This window comes from Kribbella sp. WER1 (assembly GCF_054189145.1).
This window is the reverse complement of record NZ_CM135186.1, coordinates 3,040,880-3,057,831: the sequence shown is the minus strand read 5'-3', so window position 1 is coordinate 3,057,831 and position 16,952 is coordinate 3,040,880. Positions and strand designations below refer to the sequence as shown.

Annotated in this window: 16 protein-coding genes; 10 read left to right on the top strand and 6 right to left on the bottom strand. The window is 69.6% G+C overall.

All coding sequences use genetic code 11. The features are described 5' to 3' along the window. The first annotated feature begins 137 nt into the window (after positions 1-137). Positions 138-758 (top strand): PH domain-containing protein, encoded by a 621-nt coding sequence (locus ACXJJ3_RS14885; protein WP_458170625.1) that lies wholly within the window; start codon positions 138-140, stop codon positions 756-758. On the opposite strand, the gene ACXJJ3_RS14880 is transcribed toward ACXJJ3_RS14885, so the two are convergent. Continuing rightward, entirely contained in the window at positions 755-1,966 is a 1,212-nt protein-coding gene (locus tag ACXJJ3_RS14880) for a GNAT family N-acetyltransferase (protein WP_458170624.1), read from the bottom strand. The two genes, ACXJJ3_RS14885 and ACXJJ3_RS14880, sit on opposite strands and share 4 nt — an antisense overlap. A 59-nt stretch (positions 1,967-2,025) precedes the next feature. Between ACXJJ3_RS14880 and ACXJJ3_RS14875 the strand changes: the two genes are divergently transcribed. Beyond that, entirely contained in the window at positions 2,026-2,355 is a 330-nt protein-coding gene (locus tag ACXJJ3_RS14875; RefSeq protein WP_458170623.1) for a hypothetical protein, read from the top strand. A 24-nt stretch (positions 2,356-2,379) separates the two neighbouring features. Then, positions 2,380-2,757 (top strand): hypothetical protein, encoded by a 378-nt coding sequence (locus ACXJJ3_RS14870; protein ID WP_458170622.1) that lies wholly within the window; start codon positions 2,380-2,382, stop codon positions 2,755-2,757. An 11-nt stretch (positions 2,758-2,768) separates the two neighbouring features. Here ACXJJ3_RS14870 and ACXJJ3_RS14865 read toward each other — a convergent pair whose 3' ends face one another. After that, a complete protein-coding gene (locus ACXJJ3_RS14865; protein ID WP_458170621.1) occupies positions 2,769-3,329 on the bottom strand; it encodes a GtrA family protein in 561 nt (186 codons plus the stop codon). Positions 3,330-3,432: 103 nt separating this feature from the next. Between ACXJJ3_RS14865 and ACXJJ3_RS14860 the strand changes: the two genes are divergently transcribed. The 3 genes from ACXJJ3_RS14860 to ACXJJ3_RS14850 all read left to right on the top strand — a co-directional run bounded on the left by ACXJJ3_RS14860 (position 3,433) and on the right by ACXJJ3_RS14850 (position 6,411). Beyond that, positions 3,433-4,605: a 5-(carboxyamino)imidazole ribonucleotide synthase gene (locus tag ACXJJ3_RS14860; RefSeq protein WP_458170620.1), complete on the top strand. Its 1,173-nt coding sequence runs from the start codon at positions 3,433-3,435 to the stop codon at positions 4,603-4,605. A 9-nt stretch (positions 4,606-4,614) separates the two neighbouring features. Then, positions 4,615-5,115 (top strand): 5-(carboxyamino)imidazole ribonucleotide mutase, encoded by a 501-nt coding sequence (gene purE, locus ACXJJ3_RS14855; RefSeq protein ID WP_458170619.1) that lies wholly within the window; start codon positions 4,615-4,617, stop codon positions 5,113-5,115. A 75-nt stretch (positions 5,116-5,190) separates the two neighbouring features. After that, complete coding sequence (locus ACXJJ3_RS14850) at positions 5,191-6,411, top strand: MFS transporter (protein ID WP_458170618.1); 1,221 nt, start codon at positions 5,191-5,193, stop codon at positions 6,409-6,411. 49 nt (positions 6,412-6,460) lie between these two features. Here ACXJJ3_RS14850 and ACXJJ3_RS14845 read toward each other — a convergent pair whose 3' ends face one another. Next, positions 6,461-7,798, bottom strand: a complete 1,338-nt coding sequence (locus ACXJJ3_RS14845; RefSeq protein ID WP_458170617.1) for a UDP-glucose dehydrogenase family protein — start codon at positions 7,796-7,798, stop codon at positions 6,461-6,463. Between the two features lie 113 nt (positions 7,799-7,911). Between ACXJJ3_RS14845 and ACXJJ3_RS14840 the strand changes: the two genes are divergently transcribed. Both ACXJJ3_RS14840 and ACXJJ3_RS14835 read left to right on the top strand, forming a co-directional pair. Then, the gene (locus ACXJJ3_RS14840) at positions 7,912-9,075 is read left to right on the top strand and encodes an acyl-CoA dehydrogenase family protein (protein WP_458170616.1); all 1,164 of its coding nucleotides are present in this window, start codon (positions 7,912-7,914) and stop codon (positions 9,073-9,075) included. 34 nt (positions 9,076-9,109) lie between these two features. Beyond that, entirely contained in the window at positions 9,110-10,681 is a 1,572-nt protein-coding gene (locus tag ACXJJ3_RS14835; protein WP_458170615.1) for a LuxR C-terminal-related transcriptional regulator, read from the top strand. On the opposite strand, the gene ACXJJ3_RS14830 is transcribed toward ACXJJ3_RS14835, so the two are convergent. Next, complete coding sequence (locus ACXJJ3_RS14830; RefSeq protein WP_458170614.1) at positions 10,678-11,811, bottom strand: Dyp-type peroxidase; 1,134 nt, start codon at positions 11,809-11,811, stop codon at positions 10,678-10,680. The two genes, ACXJJ3_RS14835 and ACXJJ3_RS14830, sit on opposite strands and share 4 nt — an antisense overlap. 64 nt (positions 11,812-11,875) lie before the next feature. Between ACXJJ3_RS14830 and ACXJJ3_RS14825 the strand changes: the two genes are divergently transcribed. Beyond that, the gene (locus tag ACXJJ3_RS14825; protein ID WP_458170613.1) at positions 11,876-13,174 is read left to right on the top strand and encodes a right-handed parallel beta-helix repeat-containing protein; all 1,299 of its coding nucleotides are present in this window, start codon (positions 11,876-11,878) and stop codon (positions 13,172-13,174) included. A 148-nt stretch (positions 13,175-13,322) separates the two neighbouring features. Here the strand turns inward: ACXJJ3_RS14825 and ACXJJ3_RS14820 are convergent, their stop codons facing one another. Next, complete coding sequence (locus ACXJJ3_RS14820) at positions 13,323-14,018, bottom strand: hypothetical protein (RefSeq protein WP_458170612.1); 696 nt, start codon at positions 14,016-14,018, stop codon at positions 13,323-13,325. 127 nt (positions 14,019-14,145) lie between these two features. Between ACXJJ3_RS14820 and ACXJJ3_RS14815 the strand changes: the two genes are divergently transcribed. Beyond that, positions 14,146-16,698, top strand: a complete 2,553-nt coding sequence (locus ACXJJ3_RS14815; protein ID WP_458170611.1) for an SdrD B-like domain-containing protein — start codon at positions 14,146-14,148, stop codon at positions 16,696-16,698. 49 nt (positions 16,699-16,747) lie between these two features. Here the strand turns inward: ACXJJ3_RS14815 and ACXJJ3_RS14810 are convergent, their stop codons facing one another. After that, complete coding sequence (locus tag ACXJJ3_RS14810; RefSeq protein WP_458170610.1) at positions 16,748-16,951, bottom strand: DUF7489 domain-containing protein; 204 nt, start codon at positions 16,949-16,951, stop codon at positions 16,748-16,750. Position 16,952 lies beyond the last annotated feature (1 nt).

Sequence of the window (16,952 nt, the reverse complement as noted above, 5' to 3'; positions counted from 1 at the left end):
CTCCCTCTCGTCCCCCAGCTGACAACCCTTCGCGCATCCTGGCTCACTGTATGCACTCTGTGAAGTGTTAAACCACTTTTCGGGCCCGGTCGTGTCGGGACGGGACAACCGAACCCGCGACCTGTGAGACTGGGGGCATGGCGATCTCGGCGAAGTTGTTGGGTGAGGACGAGTACGTCGTCGTCAGCACCCGGACGCACTGGAAGGCGATGATCGGCCCGGTCCTGCTGCTCCTGGTGGTGGCCGGTCTCGGCGGCTTCCTGGCCGCGATCGTGCCGAACGGTTCACTGCAGCAGCCGGCCCGGATCGCGATCCTCGCGGTCGGCGTGGTGCTCGTCGTGGCGTTCGCGGTCCGGCCGTTCCTGGACTGGTTCTTCTCGACGTACACGATCACCAACCGGCGGCTGATCACCCGGCACGGCGTGCTCACCCGGACCGGGCGGGACATCCCGCTGATGCGGATCAACGACGTGTCCTACGAGCACGGCCTGATCGACCGGATGCTCGGCTGCGGCACGCTGCACATCGAGTCCGCCGGCGAACGCGGTCAGGTGGTGCTGCCCGACGTACCGCACGTCGAGCACGTCCACCTGCAGATGTCCGACCTGCTGTTCGGCGGGCCGGACGGCAAGATGGGCGACGGCATCCTCGACGACGAGGAGCCGCCGGAACACATGCGCCGCCGCCCCCAGCCGCAGCCGCCGAAGCAGCAGCCCCGCGGCGACGACGGCGACACGATCTTCAGCTCGGACGACTAGAAAATCTCCAGGCTGACCGGGGCGAGCGGCCAACCGAACGCCGCGCTCGCCAGGGTGAGGATGCCGGGCGTGTGCTCGACGACCCGGCCGGTGCTCGCGAACTCGGCGAGCGCGCGGGCGCCGAGGTAGACAGCGGCCAGTTCACGCACCGACAGGCTGAGGCCGGCCGCGTCCTCGGTCCGCTCGCAGGTCACCGCGGCGCCGTCGGCGGTGAGCCGGAAGCGGCCGTTGTTCGCCGCGATCAGGTCGTCGGTCACCTCCAGCACGACGTCGATCGGTACGGCGTACCGGCGCTGCGCGAGCGCCCGCGGTACGTCGGTCACCCGCAACCACAGCGCCTCGCTCAACTGCCGGTCCAGCGCCGGCGGGGACGCGACCAGCTGCAGCAGCGGTTCGTCGACGGCGGCTCGCCGGTAGACGAGCTTGGCGGACAGGTCCATCGTCAGCAGGTACTGCCAGATCGCCTTGTACGCCGTGGGATCCGGGGCGGCGAGCTCTTCGACCACGACCTCGTTCGCGGGGCCGGTCGCGCCCCAGTTCATCTTGCCGCGCCACAGCGCGTACCCGTCGATCGTGCCGTCCTCGTCGCGGTGGACAACGATACGGCGCGCGGTCTGACCGTTGCGGCGTTCCTCGGGATCCTGCAGGTGCTTGCGCCAGAGCAGCTCCGACCGGCTCGACACCCCCGGCCGCTGCTCCTGCAGCCGGGTCAGGATCGGCGGCAGCTCCTTCAGCGCGTCGTCCACGGTCAGCTCGGTGATCTCGCCCGGCCGCAGCCGGTCGCCGGGCGGGCCGACCCGGTGCAGATCGGCCTCGTACGTCACGTCCCAGGACGCGGTCGCGTACCCGAACCGGCCGTAGATCGCGGGCTCGGTCGCCCACAGCGCGGCGACGGCCTCCGGGACGTCCTGCAGCTGGCGGCCGATCACTCGCGACATCACGCCGCGCCGCCGGTGCTCCGGCCGGACGCCGACGCCGGTCACATGCGCGACCGGGACCACCGCACCCGGCACCGACAGGTCCCTGGTCAGCGCCCGCGCCGTACCGACGATTTCCGCGCCGTCGGTCGCCACCAGCGCCCGGTCCGGCTCGAACGCCTGCTCGGCCAGCTCGTTCGGCAACGGCTCGAACATCATCGCCGCGGCGAACACCGCCTGCACCGCCCCGAACTCGTCCGCTGTCGCGGTCCGTACCTCGATCTCGCTCATGCCCGCATACAACCATCGCGTTCGCGCGATCATCAAGGCAGATAATGGGGGTGGTACCGATGATCAGACCACTCGGAACGATTGCGGCAGCGGCGGTCCTCGTCACCGCGACGCTGGTACCCGCGACGGCGACCGCGCGGACGGCCGCGAACTGCTCGGTGAGCGCCTCGTCGATCACCGCAACGGGGGACCACGTCAACGTGTCGCTGGTGTCGACGACGCCACCGACCGCCACCCCGTCGCCGCTCGGCCGGGGCGCGTTCACGCCCGGACAGGTCAAGCAGATGGCGAGTATGGCGGTGCTCGACGACGGGTTCGGCGGGTACTCCGTGTACGGCTACGTCATCGTCGGCGACGGCCTGTACCAAGCGACGTACAGCGCGCACTAGGGAACCGCCGACCAGTCGGCCGGGTTGCGGCGGATCGGTGGCGGCTGGGGCCGGTTCACGATGGTCGAGGAGGCCGAGTACCAAGGACCGACGCAGGCCGGGATCTCCCGGTGGACCGTCTACGCGCTGCGCGACGACGGCGTACTGTTCCGCTGGTCGGTCAGCCCGAAGGGCGTCTGGCGGAGCACCGACTCCGCGCCCGGGTACGCCGCGGTGAAGTCGATGGCGCTGGTCAGCAAGGCCGCGACGTACGACACGTTGGTCGCGAACACCCGGGGCGGCGTGCTCTCCACGATCCACATCCCGACGAGCGCGCCGCTGAAGCCGGTCGTCAAACAGGTCCGCATCCGGACCTGGCAGGCCGCGTCTACGCCCGGATCAAGGACCCTGGCGCGCCGTTGACCGGGGAGTGATCAGCGGACGACGGGCAGGTCGCCCGTGGACTCCCCGTCGAGTGCCGCCGGGGAGTCCGGCGCCGGGGTGTGCTCGACCTCGTCGAGCGCGAGCTCTTCCTTGAAGACGAACTTCCGGTACGACCAGAACCGGAACAGTGTGCCGAGGCCGAGGCCAACGAAGTTCGCGGCGATGTTGTCCGACAGCCAGGTGTGCAGATCCAGCACGTACCGCGAGAAGGCCAGACAGCCGGCCGCGATCAGCAGGCCGATCCCGTTCAGCACGAAGAACAGCACGTACTCGCGGTGCAGGCCGGAACGCTCCCGGTGCCGCCACGTCCAGTACCGGTTCCCGAAGTACGTCGCGACCGTGGCGACCGTCGTCGAGATCAGCTTCGCGGTCAGCGGCTTGTGGTGCAGCATGCCGATCCCGGAGGCCCCGAGGACCGTCGGGTTGTCGAACACGAGCCAGTTGTAGATCGGCAGGTCCACGACCAGACCGAGCACACCGACCAGACCGAACTTGGCCACTTCGTGCACCAGGTGCTGGAACTGGTGGTACAGCTTGGTGACGAGCTTCAACGGGGTTCGGAACCTTCTGTGATCGGATCGCGACGTCGGGGCAGCTTCCCACGGTACCCGGCCAGGGGGCGAGCCCGAAATCGGCCCGGTTAGGCTCACAGGCGTGAAGTTCGATCGCAAGGATCTCCCCGTCGGTACGCCCGTGGTCGGCATGGTCGGCGGCGGGCAGCTGGCCCGGATGACCCAGGAAACCGCCGTCGCCCTCGGCATCCAGCTCCGCGTTCTCGCCGAAGGCCCCGCGGTCTCAGCCGCCCAGGCGGTCGCGGACGCCCCGGTCGGCGACTACAAGGACCCCGAGACGGTACGGCGCTTCGCCGCCGAGTGCGACGTGGTGACGTTCGACCACGAGCACGTGCCGACCGACCTGCTGCATGCGCTCGAGGCCGACGGGGTGAAGGTGTACCCCGGCCCGGACGCGCTCGTGCACGCCCAGGACAAGGCCGTGATGCGGGCCCGGCTGGACACCTTCGACGCACCGGCGCCCGCGCACCAGGTCGTCGAGACGGTGGCCGACGTCGCGGACTTCGCGAAGCGGGTCGGCGGGTTCCCGATCATCCTGAAGACCACCCGCGGCGGGTACGACGGCAAGGGCGTCTGGTTCGTCGACGGGCCGGACGACCCGCAGGTCGCGACCGCGTTCGGCAGCGGCGTACCGATCCTCGCCGAGGAGAAGGTGGACTTCGTCCGCGAACTGTCCGCGATCGTGGCGCGCTCGCCGCACGGCCAGGCGGTCGCGTACCCGATCGTCGAGTCCGTGCAGCGTGACGGGATCTGCGTCGAGGTCACCGCGCCGGCCCCCGGGCTGGACCCGGACAAGGCCGCGCAGGCCCAGCAGACCGCGCTCCGGATCGCCGGCGAACTCGGCGTCGTCGGCGTCCTCGCGGTGGAGATGTTCGAGACCCGCGACGGCCGGCTGCTGGTCAACGAGCTCGCGATGCGCCCGCACAACACCGGCCACTGGTCGATCGACGGTGCGGTCACGTCCCAGTTCGAGAACCACCTGCGCGCGGTACTCGACCTGCCGCTCGGCTCGCCGGCCGCGCGGGCGCCGTACACCGTGATGGTCAACGTGCTCGGCGGCGACGTCGAGGACATGCACCGCGGGCTGCTGCACTGCCTGGCCCGGGACCCGGGGCTGAAGGTGCACTTCTACGGGAAGTCGGTGAAGCCGGGCCGCAAAGTCGGCCACGTCACGGCGTACGGCGACGACCTCGAGGAGACCCGTGCGCGGGCGCGGCACGCGGCCGACTACCTGACCGGCACCATCGACGAATAGGAATTGCTCATGATTGGCATCGTGATGGGGTCGGACAGCGACTGGCCGACGATGAAGGCGGCCGCCGAGGTGTGCGCCGAGTTCGACGTGCCCTTTGAGGCAGACGTGATCTCCGCGCACCGGATGCCGACCGAGATGATCGACTACGGAAAGTCAGCGCACGAGCGCGGCCTCAAGGCGCTGATCGCCGGCGCCGGCGGTGCCGCGCACCTGCCCGGGATGCTCGCCGCGGTCACCCCGCTGCCGGTGATCGGGGTCCCGGTGCCGCTGAAGTACCTCGACGGGATGGACTCGCTGCTGTCGATCGTGCAGATGCCGGCCGGAGTTCCGGTTGCGACCGTCTCGATCGGGAACGCTCGGAATGCGGGGCTGCTGGCGGTCCGGATCCTGGCCGCCTCCGACGAGGTGCTGCGGGATCGGATGATCGCGTTCCAGGAGTCGCTCGCGGAGCTGGCACGGGGAAAGGGCAGCACGGTGCGTGACGGGGCGGCAGAGTTGCGTAAAGGCTGAGGCCAGGGCTGGTTTCCGGAGGATGGGGGCGGGTAGTCGTGAGATCCCATTGGTTGTCGTTTAAGGTCGTCGATCGTGACTCCGCCCACTGAATCGGACACGCAGCGCATTCCGGTCCGCTATTGGATCTGGCTGTTCGGCGCTGCCGTGTCCCTCCTCGGCGACCTGACGATGAGCTTCGGCATCGGCTGGTCCGCCACCCGGCACGGAGGCGGCGTCGCCGGCCTGATCCTCCTCCTCGCCGCCGCCCCCCGAGCCGCCCTCCTCCTCATCGGCGGCGCCGTCGGCGACCGCTACGGCGCCCCCCGAGTCCTCCTCGCCAGCTGCACGGCGATGTTCGTGGTGACGGCGACGCTGGTGCCGGCGTCGGCGGCGGTCGGCGAGCCGGTCTGGTTGCTGGTGATCCTGGCGTTGGTGGTCGGGTCGATCGACGCGTTCTTCCTGCCGTCGTCGCGGGCGATGCCGCGCTTGCTCGTCCCGGCGCAGCAGGTGCCGCGGGCGCTCGCGAGCTTCCAGGTGGTCGGTGTGGTGTTCGCGGTCACGGGTACGGCGGTCGGCGGCGTCCTGGTCAGCTGGTCCGGGCTGAAGGCGGCGGGCGGGTTCGACGCGTTGACGTTCGGCGTGATGATCGTCGTCCTCGTCGTACTGCGGAAGACGATGGCTCCGACCGGCCGGATCCCGACCGGGATGCTGCGGTCGATCGGCGCCGGGATCCGGGTGGCGTTCGGCCGTCCGCTGACCCGGGCGTTGCTGATCACGATGTTCGTCGCGGCGGGTCTGCTGATGCCGCTCGACGCACTGCTCTTCCCACTGCTCGCGCGGGACCACGGCTGGAACGCCGCGACCGCCGGGCTGCTGATCGCCAGCCGCAGCCTCGGCGTCGGGGTGATCGCACTGCGGATCCTGATGCGCGGCGCGTTCCCCCGGCCGGGCATCTTCGCCGCGCTCGGCCTGCTGCTCGCGGCCGTCGGCCTGCTCGGCCTGTCGCTGTTCGAGCCGTTGCCGTTGACGTTCGCGGCGGGTGTCGTCAGCGGCATCGGCGTCGGCACGTTCACCGGCCACGTGCTGCCGTTGCTGATGAACTCGGTGGAACGGGAGTTCCAGTCCCGCCTGCAGTCGATCGTCGTCCTCAGCCAGAACATCGCGCTGATGGTGATGAACCCGATCCTGGGCGGGCTGTCCGACGTCCACAGCGTGGGGATCACCGGCGTCTGCCTGGGGATCTCGGTGCTGGCGGCCCTCACCGGTCTCGTCGTACTGACCCGCCCCGTCGTCCGCGAGGCGACCGTCGCTTAGGTGGTGTCTGGCAATTCCCCGCCTACTGCGGGGCATTGCCAGACACCACCTAGGGCTTGCCCGGGGCTCGGTAGGTCCAGCCGGCTGCGCGCCAGGCTTCGGCGTTCAGGGTGAGGCGGGCGTCGACGATGACCGGGGTGCTGACGACGTCCTTCAGGGTGGCTGGGTCGAGTTCGCGGAACTCGGGCCACTCGGTCAGGTGCAGTACGGCGTGGGCGTCGTGGCAGGCGTCGACGGCGGACTGGGCGTAGCGCAGGGTGGGGCGGACGCGGCGGGCGTTCTCCATCGCCTCGGGGTCGTAGACCGTGACGTTCGCGCCGTGCAGCTGGATCCGGCCGGCCACGTCCAGCGCGGGCGAGTCGCGGACGTCGTCGGTGCCGGCCTTGAACGCGGCGCCGAGCACCGTGACGTTCTTGCCGGACCACTCGCCGCCGAGCATCTCGTGGGTGATGTCAACGATCCGGGAGCGCCGGTGCTGGTTGACGTCGTCGACCTCGCGGAGCAGCGTGATGACCTCCTCGACGCCGAGCTCGCCGGCCCGGTGCATGAACGCGCGCAGGTCCTTCGGCAGGCAGCCGCCGCCGTACCCGGGGCCGGCGTTCAGCATGCCGCGGCCGATCCGCTTGTCGTACCCGAGCGCGTCGGCGAGCTGGGTGACGTCGGCGCCGGTCGCGTCGGCCATCTCGGCGAGCGCGTTGATGAACGAGATCTTGGTGGCCAGGAACGCGTTCGCGCCGGCCTTCACCAGTTCGGCGGTCGGCAGGTTGCAGACGACCACCGGCGAGCCTTCGGCGATCGGGGTCGCGAACACCTCGCGCAGCTTGGCCTCGGCCGCGGCCGACTGCACACCGAAGACCAGCCGGTCCGGGTGCAGCGTGTCCTCGACGCCGTGCGCCTCGCGGAGGAACTCCGGCTGCCAGGCGATCTCGACCGCCGTACCGGCCGGGGCCTGGCGGTGCAGCCGCTCCTCGACGGCCTTCGACGTACCGACCGGGACCGTGGATCGGCCGACTACCAGGGTCGGCCTGGTGAGCAGCGGGGCCAGCATGTCGACGACCGAGTTCACCTGGGACAGGTCGGCGGCCTCGCTGCCCTCGAGCTGCGGGGTGCCGGCGCAGATGAAGTGCACGTCGGCCCAGTCGGCGATCTCGGCGTAGTCGCTGGTGAACCGCAGCCGGCCGGAGTCCACGTGCTTCTTCAGCAGCGGGTCCAGCCCGGGCTCGAACAGCGGGGCCTTGCCGTCGTTCAGCAGCTTCAGCCGGTGCTCGTCGATCTCGACCCCGATCACGTCGAAACCGAACTCGGCCATCCCGGCGGAGGTGTTGCAGCCGAGGTAGCCGGTGCCGATGACGGCGATCCGGAGCGGTCGAGACGTCGCATCACTCATGGCGGGGACTCTACCCATCGTGGTTATCAGACGGTGACCGGCTCATGTCCGGTTGATCACTTTCGGCGTACGACGTCCCCCGCCGGCGGAAGGTTCGTCGTACTGTGTGACTCGTGAGTAACTCATTCGAGCTGTACGCGCTGTCCGAGGAGCACCAGGCGATCCGCGAGGCCGTTCGCGACGTCTGCGACGCCAAGGTCGCCCCGCACGCCGGGGACGTGGACGAGCTGGCCGAGTTCCCGAAGGCGTCGTACGACGCGCTGAAGGCGTCGGACTTCCACGCGCCGCACATCCCGGAGCAGTACGGCGGCGCCGGCGCGGACGCGCTCGCGACCGTGATCGTGATCGAGGAGGTCGCCCGCGCCTGCGCGTCGACGTCGCTGATCCCGGCCGTGAACAAGCTCGGCTCGCTGCCGCTGCTGCTGTCCGCGTCGGACGAGGTGAAGCAGCGCTACCTGCCGCCGGTGGCGTCCGGTGACTCGATGTTCTCGTACTGCCTGTCGGAGCCGGAGGCCGGTTCGGACGCGGCGTCGATGAAGACCCGCGCGGTGCGCGACGGCGATGAATACGTACTCAACGGCGTGAAGCGCTGGATCACCAACGCCGGCGTCTCCGACTTCTACACCGTCTTCGCGGTGACGGATCCGGCCGCCCGCTCGCGCGGGATCTCGGCTTTCGTGGTGGAGAAGGCCGATGAGGGCGTGTCGTTCGGCGCCCCGGAGAAGAAGCTCGGCATCAAGGGTTCGCCGACCCGCGAGGTGTACTTCGACAACGTCCGGATCCCCGCGTCCCGGCTGATCGGCGCCGAGGGCACCGGCTTCGCGACCGCGATGCAGACCCTCGACCACACCCGCGTGACGATCGCCGCCCAGGCCCTCGGTATCGCCCAGGGCGCGCTCGACTACGCCCTCGGCTACGTCCAGGAACGCAAGCAGTTCGGCAAGGCGATCAGCGAGTTCCAGGGCCTGCAGTTCATGCTCGCCGACATGGGCATGAAGATCGAAGCGGCCCGACAGCTCACCTACGCCGCCGCGGCCAAGTCCGAACGCAACGACAAGGACCTCACCTACTTCGGCGCCGCCGCCAAGTGCTTCGCCTCCGACACCGCGATGGCCGTCACCACCGACGCCGTCCAACTCCTCGGCGGCTATGGCTACACCCACGACTACCCCGTCGAACGCATGATGCGCGACGCCAAGATCACCCAAATCTACGAAGGCACCAACCAGGTCCAACGCATCGTCATGGCCCGCCAACTCCTGAAGGGCCTCAGCTAGACGCTTACTCCCTGAGAGCGAATATGATCCCTGCGTGATCGCTCTGGGGGAGTTGGCAAGGATCGGGGAGGAACGGGATTGGGACGCGTTGCAGCTTGCCTGTGACACGCACCTGATGTCGGTGGAAGGCGAGTTGGCGGCGCGGATGTTGGACGTGCTGACCTTGGTGCCGGATGACGAGTTGCGGGCGCGGCCGCGGTTGATGATGTCGTGGTTGAGTGTGTATTACGCGGCTACGCAGCCGGATGCGCAGGAGTTGCGGCCGTTCTTGCGGCATTACACCGAGCTCGGGACGCGGTTGGCGGCGTCGATGGATATCGACAGTGAGGCGTCGGTGGCGACGCTGACTACTGTCGGGGTGGCGGCGATGATCGCGTTGCGGGAGCAGGGGCGGTGCGTCGAGGCCGAGGAGTTGGGGCAGCGGCTCAGTGCGCGGGCCGCGCAGTTGAGCCCGTTGCCGGGGGCGGATGGGGCGTGGCGGCCGGGGTGGTTGCCGTTGCAGCGTGGGTTGACGCGGACGTTGATGGACGATCTGCCGGCGGCGGTCGAGTTGTACCGGCATGCGTACGAACTGGCGACGCTGGAGCCGGCGACGGCCGCCACCGCCTTGAATGCCGCCGCGAATCTCGCGATGATCTTCGCGAATCTCGGGCACGCCGGTCCGGCGCGGCAGTGGCTGGAGCGGATGCAGGAGTTCGAGGCGCCGTCCCAGCGGGTCCGGTACCTGCTCACGGTCGGCGGCTCGATCGCCGAGGGTTGGGACGCCCTGGACCGGTACGACGACGCCGTACTTGCGAGCCGGCTGGAGGTCATCGGTGACGGTACGCGCCGGATCGAGGTGTGGCCGTTCGCGGCGGCGCTGGTGTTCGCGCACGGGCTGTACCGCGGCGACCAGGCATCGGCGCTCGCGCACCTCGGCACGCTCCGGCTGAGCCACGCGCCGGAGCTCACCGAACTCACCGCGGCCTCGCAGGTACTGCGGCGCGCGTGGATCGACCTGCTGATCGCGACCGGCCAGGGGACCCGCGCGTTGCGGATGATCAAGGAAACCGGTGTCCACGAACCGTGGCTCACCCTTCCGGCCGCGCGGATCCGGTTCCTCAACGGCGAGTACGCCGCGGTTCGGGCGCTGGCGTCCCGGCTGCCGTGGGGCACGGTCACGTCGTACCGGGATCTGCGGCAACTCCTGCTGCTGAAGGCGATCGCGGCGCTGCGGATGGGCGACGTACCGGAGGCGCGGGCGGCCGCGGACCTGACCGATCGGCTCCGGACGCCGGACGAGGTGCTGTCGCTGGCCTCGCTCTCCCCGACGGATCGCGCGGAAATCCAGGAAATCAAGGAGTTTCCGTTGACCGACGAGGCCCGCGCGCGGCTCGCCCAAGCGCCGGGGGTGTTCCCGGATCGCCTCGGCCTGGTCGAGCTGACAAGTCGGGAACACGCTGTACTGACGGAGCTCGACGCGGGCGGCAGTACGCCGGAAATCGCCGGGAAACTGGTGGTTTCCGTCAACACCGTGCGTACTCAGGTGAAGAGCGTGTACCGCAAACTCGGCGCCTCGAGCCGCGAGGACGCGGTACTGCGCGCGTACGAACTCGGCCTGCTCTAGAAGACCGTGCTTCCCAACGGTCGCTGCGCATCGAACCCCGGAAGGATCAGGAACGTCGCACTCGCGGTTGTCGTTGTGAAGGGCAACAATGCGTCGCCGTTCTCCATGTTTTGAAGGGTTGCGGTGAACGTGCGCAGCTCGTTCTGGAAGCTGACGAACAGCAGGCCGGCAGCCGGCTCGTCGATGCTGTAGGAACGCCGCAGCATCAGCTTCACGCCGACCACCGCGGCATGCGCCCGACGCGCATGTGCGTTCGCCGGTACGAGGTACCTTCCCTCCGGCGTCTTCGCGCCGAGATCGGGGCCGTCGGCAACAACCCCGCCGGACAACGGGATCCCGGTGTCGCGGTGCCGGCCGATCACCGCTTCCTGATCCGCGGTCGACAGCCCGGCGAACCGGCGTAGGTCTAGTTCCATCCGGCGCAGTACGGCGATGGTGCCGCCGGCTACCGGTGCCGGACCGTCCAGCCAGAGGGTCCGGCCCTGCTCCTCCGGGGTGTGCGGCCCGACGATGCCGTCGACGAACCCCAACTGGTTGCGTGGTGCGGTGAGCCCTTCGGAGACCTGCACCCCCGGCCCGCGTCGCGCCGACTGCCGCCAGCGTTTCCGAAAGCGTGTTCCGGCTTGTTCCAGCAGCGCGTCGGCGGCGACCGAGAGGACCAGCGGGTCCGTTGCGCAGAGCTGCAGCAGTACGTCGCCGCCGCGCGCTGTCGGCTCGATCTGCTCGTGGGCAAAGGCCGGCAGGTCCGTTGTTCCAGGCAAGCTACGACCGGCCAGGCGGACGAGCCGCGGGCCGACGCCGACCGTCACCGTGAGGTCGCCCGGGTCGAGTCCGAGCAGCCGCGGCGCGGTCCCGGCGGTCAACGTGACGATTGTGTCGCCCAGTTCGGCGAGCAGCCGGCCGACGGCGACGGACGGTGCGACGTCCGCGACGATCGCGAGCAGGTTCGGCTGGGGTGCGCCTGGGGTGATGACGCCGGCCTGATAGCGGCCGGTCGGGGATACCGCAATGCTCCTCGCAGGCTTGGGTGGTTGCTCTGCGGAACTCGCGGAACAGCCCGCCGTGAGGACGGCGGCGGAGGCGGCGCCGAGGAGCGTGCGGCGTGACGGGCGGTCGTCTGCTCGGATCACGGAGCGAGAGTGCCACATCACCCGCAGTACTCACCAATCGGTCGTTCGTGTCACACTTTCGGCCATGTTGCGTGCGTTGATCGTGGTTGCGGGGGTCTTGGCACTGGCGGGGTGCAGCGGAGCGGAAGCTGATCAGGTACGGCGGCCCGCGGGTGCGCACGTGACGATCCGGGTGCCCGCCGACGCTCCGACGATCTCGGCCGCGGTGTCGGTCGCGCAGGAGGGGGACCTGGTCCTGGTCGCGCCGGGCACGTACCACGAGTCGGTGCGGATCACGACCGCACACGTCACGCTGCGCGGGGAGTCGCGGGACAAGGTCGTCATCGACGGCGAACTGCGGCAGCCGAACGGCGTCGTGGTCACCGCGCCCGGTGTCGCGGTCGAGAACCTGACCGTCCGCGGCAACACGCAGAACGGCGTACTCGTGACCGGGTCGGTGAAGGCCGCGGACACGCAGCCGGGGCAGGGCGGGTACGACACGGGGGATGAGCCGGTGCGGTTCCTCGACTCGTTCCTGGTGTCGCATGTGACGTCGACGCGGAACGGGCTGTACGGCATCTACGCATTCTCGGCGCGGAACGGGGTGATCCGGGACTCGTACACATCCGGCGGGGCGGATTCCGGGATCTACGTCGGGCAGTGCAAGCCGTGTCATGTCGTTGTGCAGGGCAACGTTGCCGAGTACAACGCGGTCGGTGTGGAGGGGACGAACGCGAGTGGCGAGATGTACTTCGTCCGCAATCGCATCACCGGGAACCGGGTTGGGCTCACGACGGGCTCCGATCATCAGGAGAAGCTCTTGCCGCAGCAAGGGGCGATTGTCGCGGGCAACTTGATCGCGGGCAACCAGCAGCCCGCGACGCCGGAGCAGGCGGACGGGGGCTGGGGGATCGGCGTCGGGATCGACGGGGGGACCGGCAATCAGATCCTGCGTAACCGGATCACCGGGAATGTGAACGCCGGCGTCGTCCTGACCGCGACCCAGGACCTCCCGGCGAACGGGAACCAGATCGTCGGCAACACGTTCGCCGGCAACACGATCGACGTCGGCTGGACCTTCCCGACCACCACCAAAGGCCACGCGAACTGCGTCAGCGGTCCTACTGCCCGCACGGTCCCCAGCGGACTGAGCACGTGCCCACAGACCGGCGCCGTCGTCTCACCGTCCGGCAGGTGGACCGGCCCGACCCCACCGAGCGGCATCCCGTTCAGCGAGGTCGTCGCGCCACCCGTCCAGCCTCAGTTCCCCAACCCCACAACCACCGGAGCCACCACCGTCCCGCCCACCCCGGCACTACCAAACCTCAACCAACTGACCACCCCCAGCCAGTCCTTCCTCGCCGACCGCGCTACCGCGCGGTGAGGTAGGCCTCGCAGCCCCAACCAGTCCTTCCCGACCCCCACCTCGGCGTGACGCGCGGCCGGCAGCCGCAACCGGCGTTCTTGCCGAGCCCTGCCTTGGCGTGACCTACGGCCGAAGGTCCTCAGCTTGTCTTTCCTTGCGGGCCGGGTTACTTCGGGGTGACGTATGGCTGGGTGTCGAAGTCGACTACTACTGGGTGGGGGTCGGAGGCGACCGCGATCTGGACGCGGTACATGGTGCCGTCGGTGCCGATCCAATAGCGCACCGTGCCGTCGGTGTCCGGGCGGTCTCGCGCTGCCGGGCCGGTCATCACCTCGGTCTCGTGGCCGTTCACGGTCTCCTGGCCGACCCGCCGCGCGCCGTTCTGCGGCAGCAACTGCGCGTTGTCGGGGCGGTCGCTGCCCAGGCCCAGCGTGATCCGCAGCGCCGTGTCCAGCGCACTTCCGCTGGTCTGCAACGGACGGTTGGTCCACCCCACGGTCCCGGGTGCCGCGACCGACAGCTGGGTCAGCGTCCACCGGATCGGCCCGTCGCTGGACGAGTTGCGCCCGGCGCCGCGCAGTACGCCGTCCGCTCGCTTGGCCCGGAAGTCGACCGACGCGGTCACGGTGAGGCCGCCCGCGGTGTCCGGCACGGTGATCCGGACCGCGCGGCCGCCGGTCTCGTAGTTGCGGAACCGCGTGATGGCGAGCCGGTTCGCCTCGTCCGCGGTGAGGGCCCGCGGTGTCGAGGCGTCGGAGTTCGTACTGACGGCGACGAGCGTGGCGGCCACGGCGGCGCAGGCCGTGAGCCCGGCCGCGACCGTCCAGCGGGCGCGGCGCGAGAGGTTTCGCAGGTGAGGCATGGCCGTGGACGCTAACAGGGAATCAGTTTCACCCAGTAATTCACCCGATACGAAGGGTCATGATCAGGTGTCGTTCTGGTTGGCTGAGTCGATTTGATGCACCAACCAAAAGGGGACAGCACCAACTATGAGTAGACGGCTGTTGCGTGCAGGGCTGTCCGGCCTCTTACTGGCCGGCGGGGCTGCAGGCGCGATGGTTTCGGCGAGCGGGCCGGCTTCGGCCGCCGCCGAGGACGGCATACTGACCGTCCAAGTGCTGCGCGACTTCTTCGGGACCGGCGTGATCAACGCCGCGATGGACACCCCGCAGCAGGGTATGGCGGTCGAGGTCACGGACACGGCCGGCCATCACGTCCGCGGTACGACGGACGCGACCGGCAAGGTCGTCGTACCGCCGTCGTCGGCGCTGGTCGGCGGGCAGTACCGCGTGGACGTGTCGATTCCGGCGACGTACGACTACCTGCGGGCCGCGCCGGCGTCGACGAAGGACAACCACTTCGACAGCTTCACGTCGTTCGTGGACGTCCGGAACGGCAAAGCGGACTCGGTGATCACCGCGGTCTGGAACCCGGCGGACTACACGCTCCCGGACTCCCAGTACTACGTGCCGGTGCAGAGCCCGGCCGTGAACGCGGACGGCAGCGCGCCGGATCCGAACGCCCGCGCGCTGGTGTCGTTCGGCCAGGACGCCCGGGGTACCTGCCCGGACCAGCTCGCCTGCCCGAAGGTGGTCAACACGCAGTCGCAGGTGGGTACGACGTGGGGCCTGGCGTACGACAAGTACCGCAAGCGGATCTTCCAGGCCGCGTTCGCGAAGCGCTTCACGGAGTACGGACCGGAGGGTGGCGGCGCGATCTACACGACGCCGCTCGACGGCTCCGGCAAGCCGACGCTGTTCACGAAGGTGATCGGCGCGGCGCTGACGCCGCACGGCCCGGGCGACATGCGCAAGGACGCGCTGTTCACGGATGCGCCCGGCAAGGAGAGCATCGGCGGCCTCGCGCTGTCCGAGGACGGCGAGACCCTGTACGCGGTCAACCTGCGCAGCCGGCAACTCCTCAGCTACGACGCCACCGGCGACAATGCGGGGCTGCCGACGAAGACCGTCCGGATCCCCGACCCGGGCTGCGCGTCCGCCGGTGACTGGCGGCCGTTCGCGCTGACCGTGCACGACGCCAAGCTGTACGTCGGCGGCGTGTGTTCGGCGGAGAGCACCAAGCAGCGCGACGACCTGAAGGCGGTCGTCTACAGCTACGACGGTACGACGTTCACGCCCGTCCTCACGCAGGATCTCGGATTCGAGCGCGGGCAGGTCCTGCAGGGATGGACCACGCCGACCACGAACCACTGGAACCCGTGGGACACCAGCCTGCTCAACTGGGACAGTCGCTCGATCAGCCCGACCCTGTACGTCAACCCGCAGCCGGAACTGGCCACGCTGGCGTTCACCCGGAACGGGTCGATGATGCTCGGTTTCCGGGACCGGTTCATGGACGTGATCGGCAACGGCCAGGACCCGCGGCCGGGGATCGACACGGTCGAGGCCGGCATGTCCGGCGGCGACATCAACATGGCGTGCGCGAAGCCGGGCGGAGGGTACGACTGGGAGGGTACCGGGATCTGCCCGAACCACGGCACCTTCGAGACCAACGGCCGCGAGACGGGTGACGTCAAGGAGTACTTCCACGGCGACTTCTTCGACCCGAACCGCTCGGGCAACGGCCTGCACCAGGAGACCTCGCAAGGTTCGCTGGCCTACATCCCCCAGCAGCAGTGGGTGGTCAGCACCGAACTGGACCCGGCGCGGGACGTCAGCTCGAACGGTGCCGGCTTCTACAACGTGGAGACGGGCATCGGTCCGGGGCAGGAGAACCCGAAGCACGGCTACCAGTTCGTGGGCGCGACCAACAGCTTCGGCAAGGCCGGCGGACTGGGTGACGTCGCGTACGCCGCAGCCAACGCGCCGATCCAGATCGGCAACATCGTCTGGTTCGACGGTGACCACAACGGGATCCAGGACCCGTACCACGAGGACGAGGTGCCGCTCGCGGGCGCGACCGTCAGCCTGCTGGATGCCTCCGGCAAGCAGGTCGCGACCACCACGACCGATGCGGCCGGCGAGTATTACTTCGGCGGTGTCGGGGCGGAGTACGAGCTGACGCCGGGCGCGAAGTACACCGTGGAGTTCAACGTGTGTACGGCGGACACCAGCAACGTGCCGCGGAAACCGGCGGCCACGGACCTGCGGTTCACGCTGCCGGTCGCGGGGTCCGATCGGGCGCACGACTCGAACGTCACGCCGCCGACCAGCGGGCAGCTCTGCAAGGGATCCACGCCGGTGACCGCGCCGAGTACGCCGGGTGGGGTAGACCACACGATCGACGCCGGGGTCTACATTCCCGCGCCGAAGCCGCCGACACCCCCGACGACGACGACACCGACTCCGACACCGACGGTGACCCCAACGGTGTCGCCGAGCCCGAGTGCGACGCCGAGCGTTACGCCGACCGCGTCGCCGACGGCAGCCCCGTCGACTCCGCCGGCACCGCCAGGCGGTCCGCTGGCGTCGACAGGTGCCGAGGTGTCACCACTGGTGTTCGTCCTGGCGGGTGTCCTGCTGGCCGCGGGTGGTGCGTTCCTGCTGATCAGCCGGAAGCGCCGGGCGACCCGGCAGCACTGAGGCCGTGATCGTGTCCTGCCCGACCCGCCCGCGGGCAGGACACGATCGGTCAGCCGCGTTCGGGGTCGGCGCCGGCCGCCTTGCTGACGCGGTCGCCGACCTCGAGGGACTTCCACAGGTCGCGCTTCACCTTGACGTCGCGGACCTCGCCGCCGTCGAGCTGTACTTCGAGTTTGCGGTAGAGGTTCGCGCCGTCGTACATCGCGCGGGACTTCTTCACGACGACTCCGGTCCAGGTGTCCCCGTCGGCCATC

Excerpts from the sequence above, each read along its gene's own strand:
- ACXJJ3_RS14885 (WP_458170625.1), top strand. The coding sequence starts at position 138 with ATGGCGATCTCGGCGAAGTTGTTGGGTGAGGACGAGTACGTCGTCGTC.
- ACXJJ3_RS14845 (WP_458170617.1), bottom strand. The coding sequence starts at position 7,798 with ATGAGTGATGCGACGTCTCGACCGCTCCGGATCGCCGTCATCGGCACC.
- ACXJJ3_RS14875 (WP_458170623.1), top strand. The coding sequence starts at position 2,026 with ATGATCAGACCACTCGGAACGATTGCGGCAGCGGCGGTCCTCGTCACC.
- ACXJJ3_RS14815 (WP_458170611.1), top strand. The coding sequence starts at position 14,146 with ATGAGTAGACGGCTGTTGCGTGCAGGGCTGTCCGGCCTCTTACTGGCC.
- ACXJJ3_RS14820 (WP_458170612.1), bottom strand. The coding sequence starts at position 14,018 with ATGCCTCACCTGCGAAACCTCTCGCGCCGCGCCCGCTGGACGGTCGCG.
- ACXJJ3_RS14825 (WP_458170613.1), top strand. The coding sequence starts at position 11,876 with ATGTTGCGTGCGTTGATCGTGGTTGCGGGGGTCTTGGCACTGGCGGGG.
- purE (WP_458170619.1), top strand. The coding sequence starts at position 4,615 with ATGATTGGCATCGTGATGGGGTCGGACAGCGACTGGCCGACGATGAAG.
- ACXJJ3_RS14880 (WP_458170624.1), bottom strand. The coding sequence starts at position 1,966 with ATGAGCGAGATCGAGGTACGGACCGCGACAGCGGACGAGTTCGGGGCG.
- ACXJJ3_RS14810 (WP_458170610.1), bottom strand. The coding sequence starts at position 16,951 with ATGGCCGACGGGGACACCTGGACCGGAGTCGTCGTGAAGAAGTCCCGC.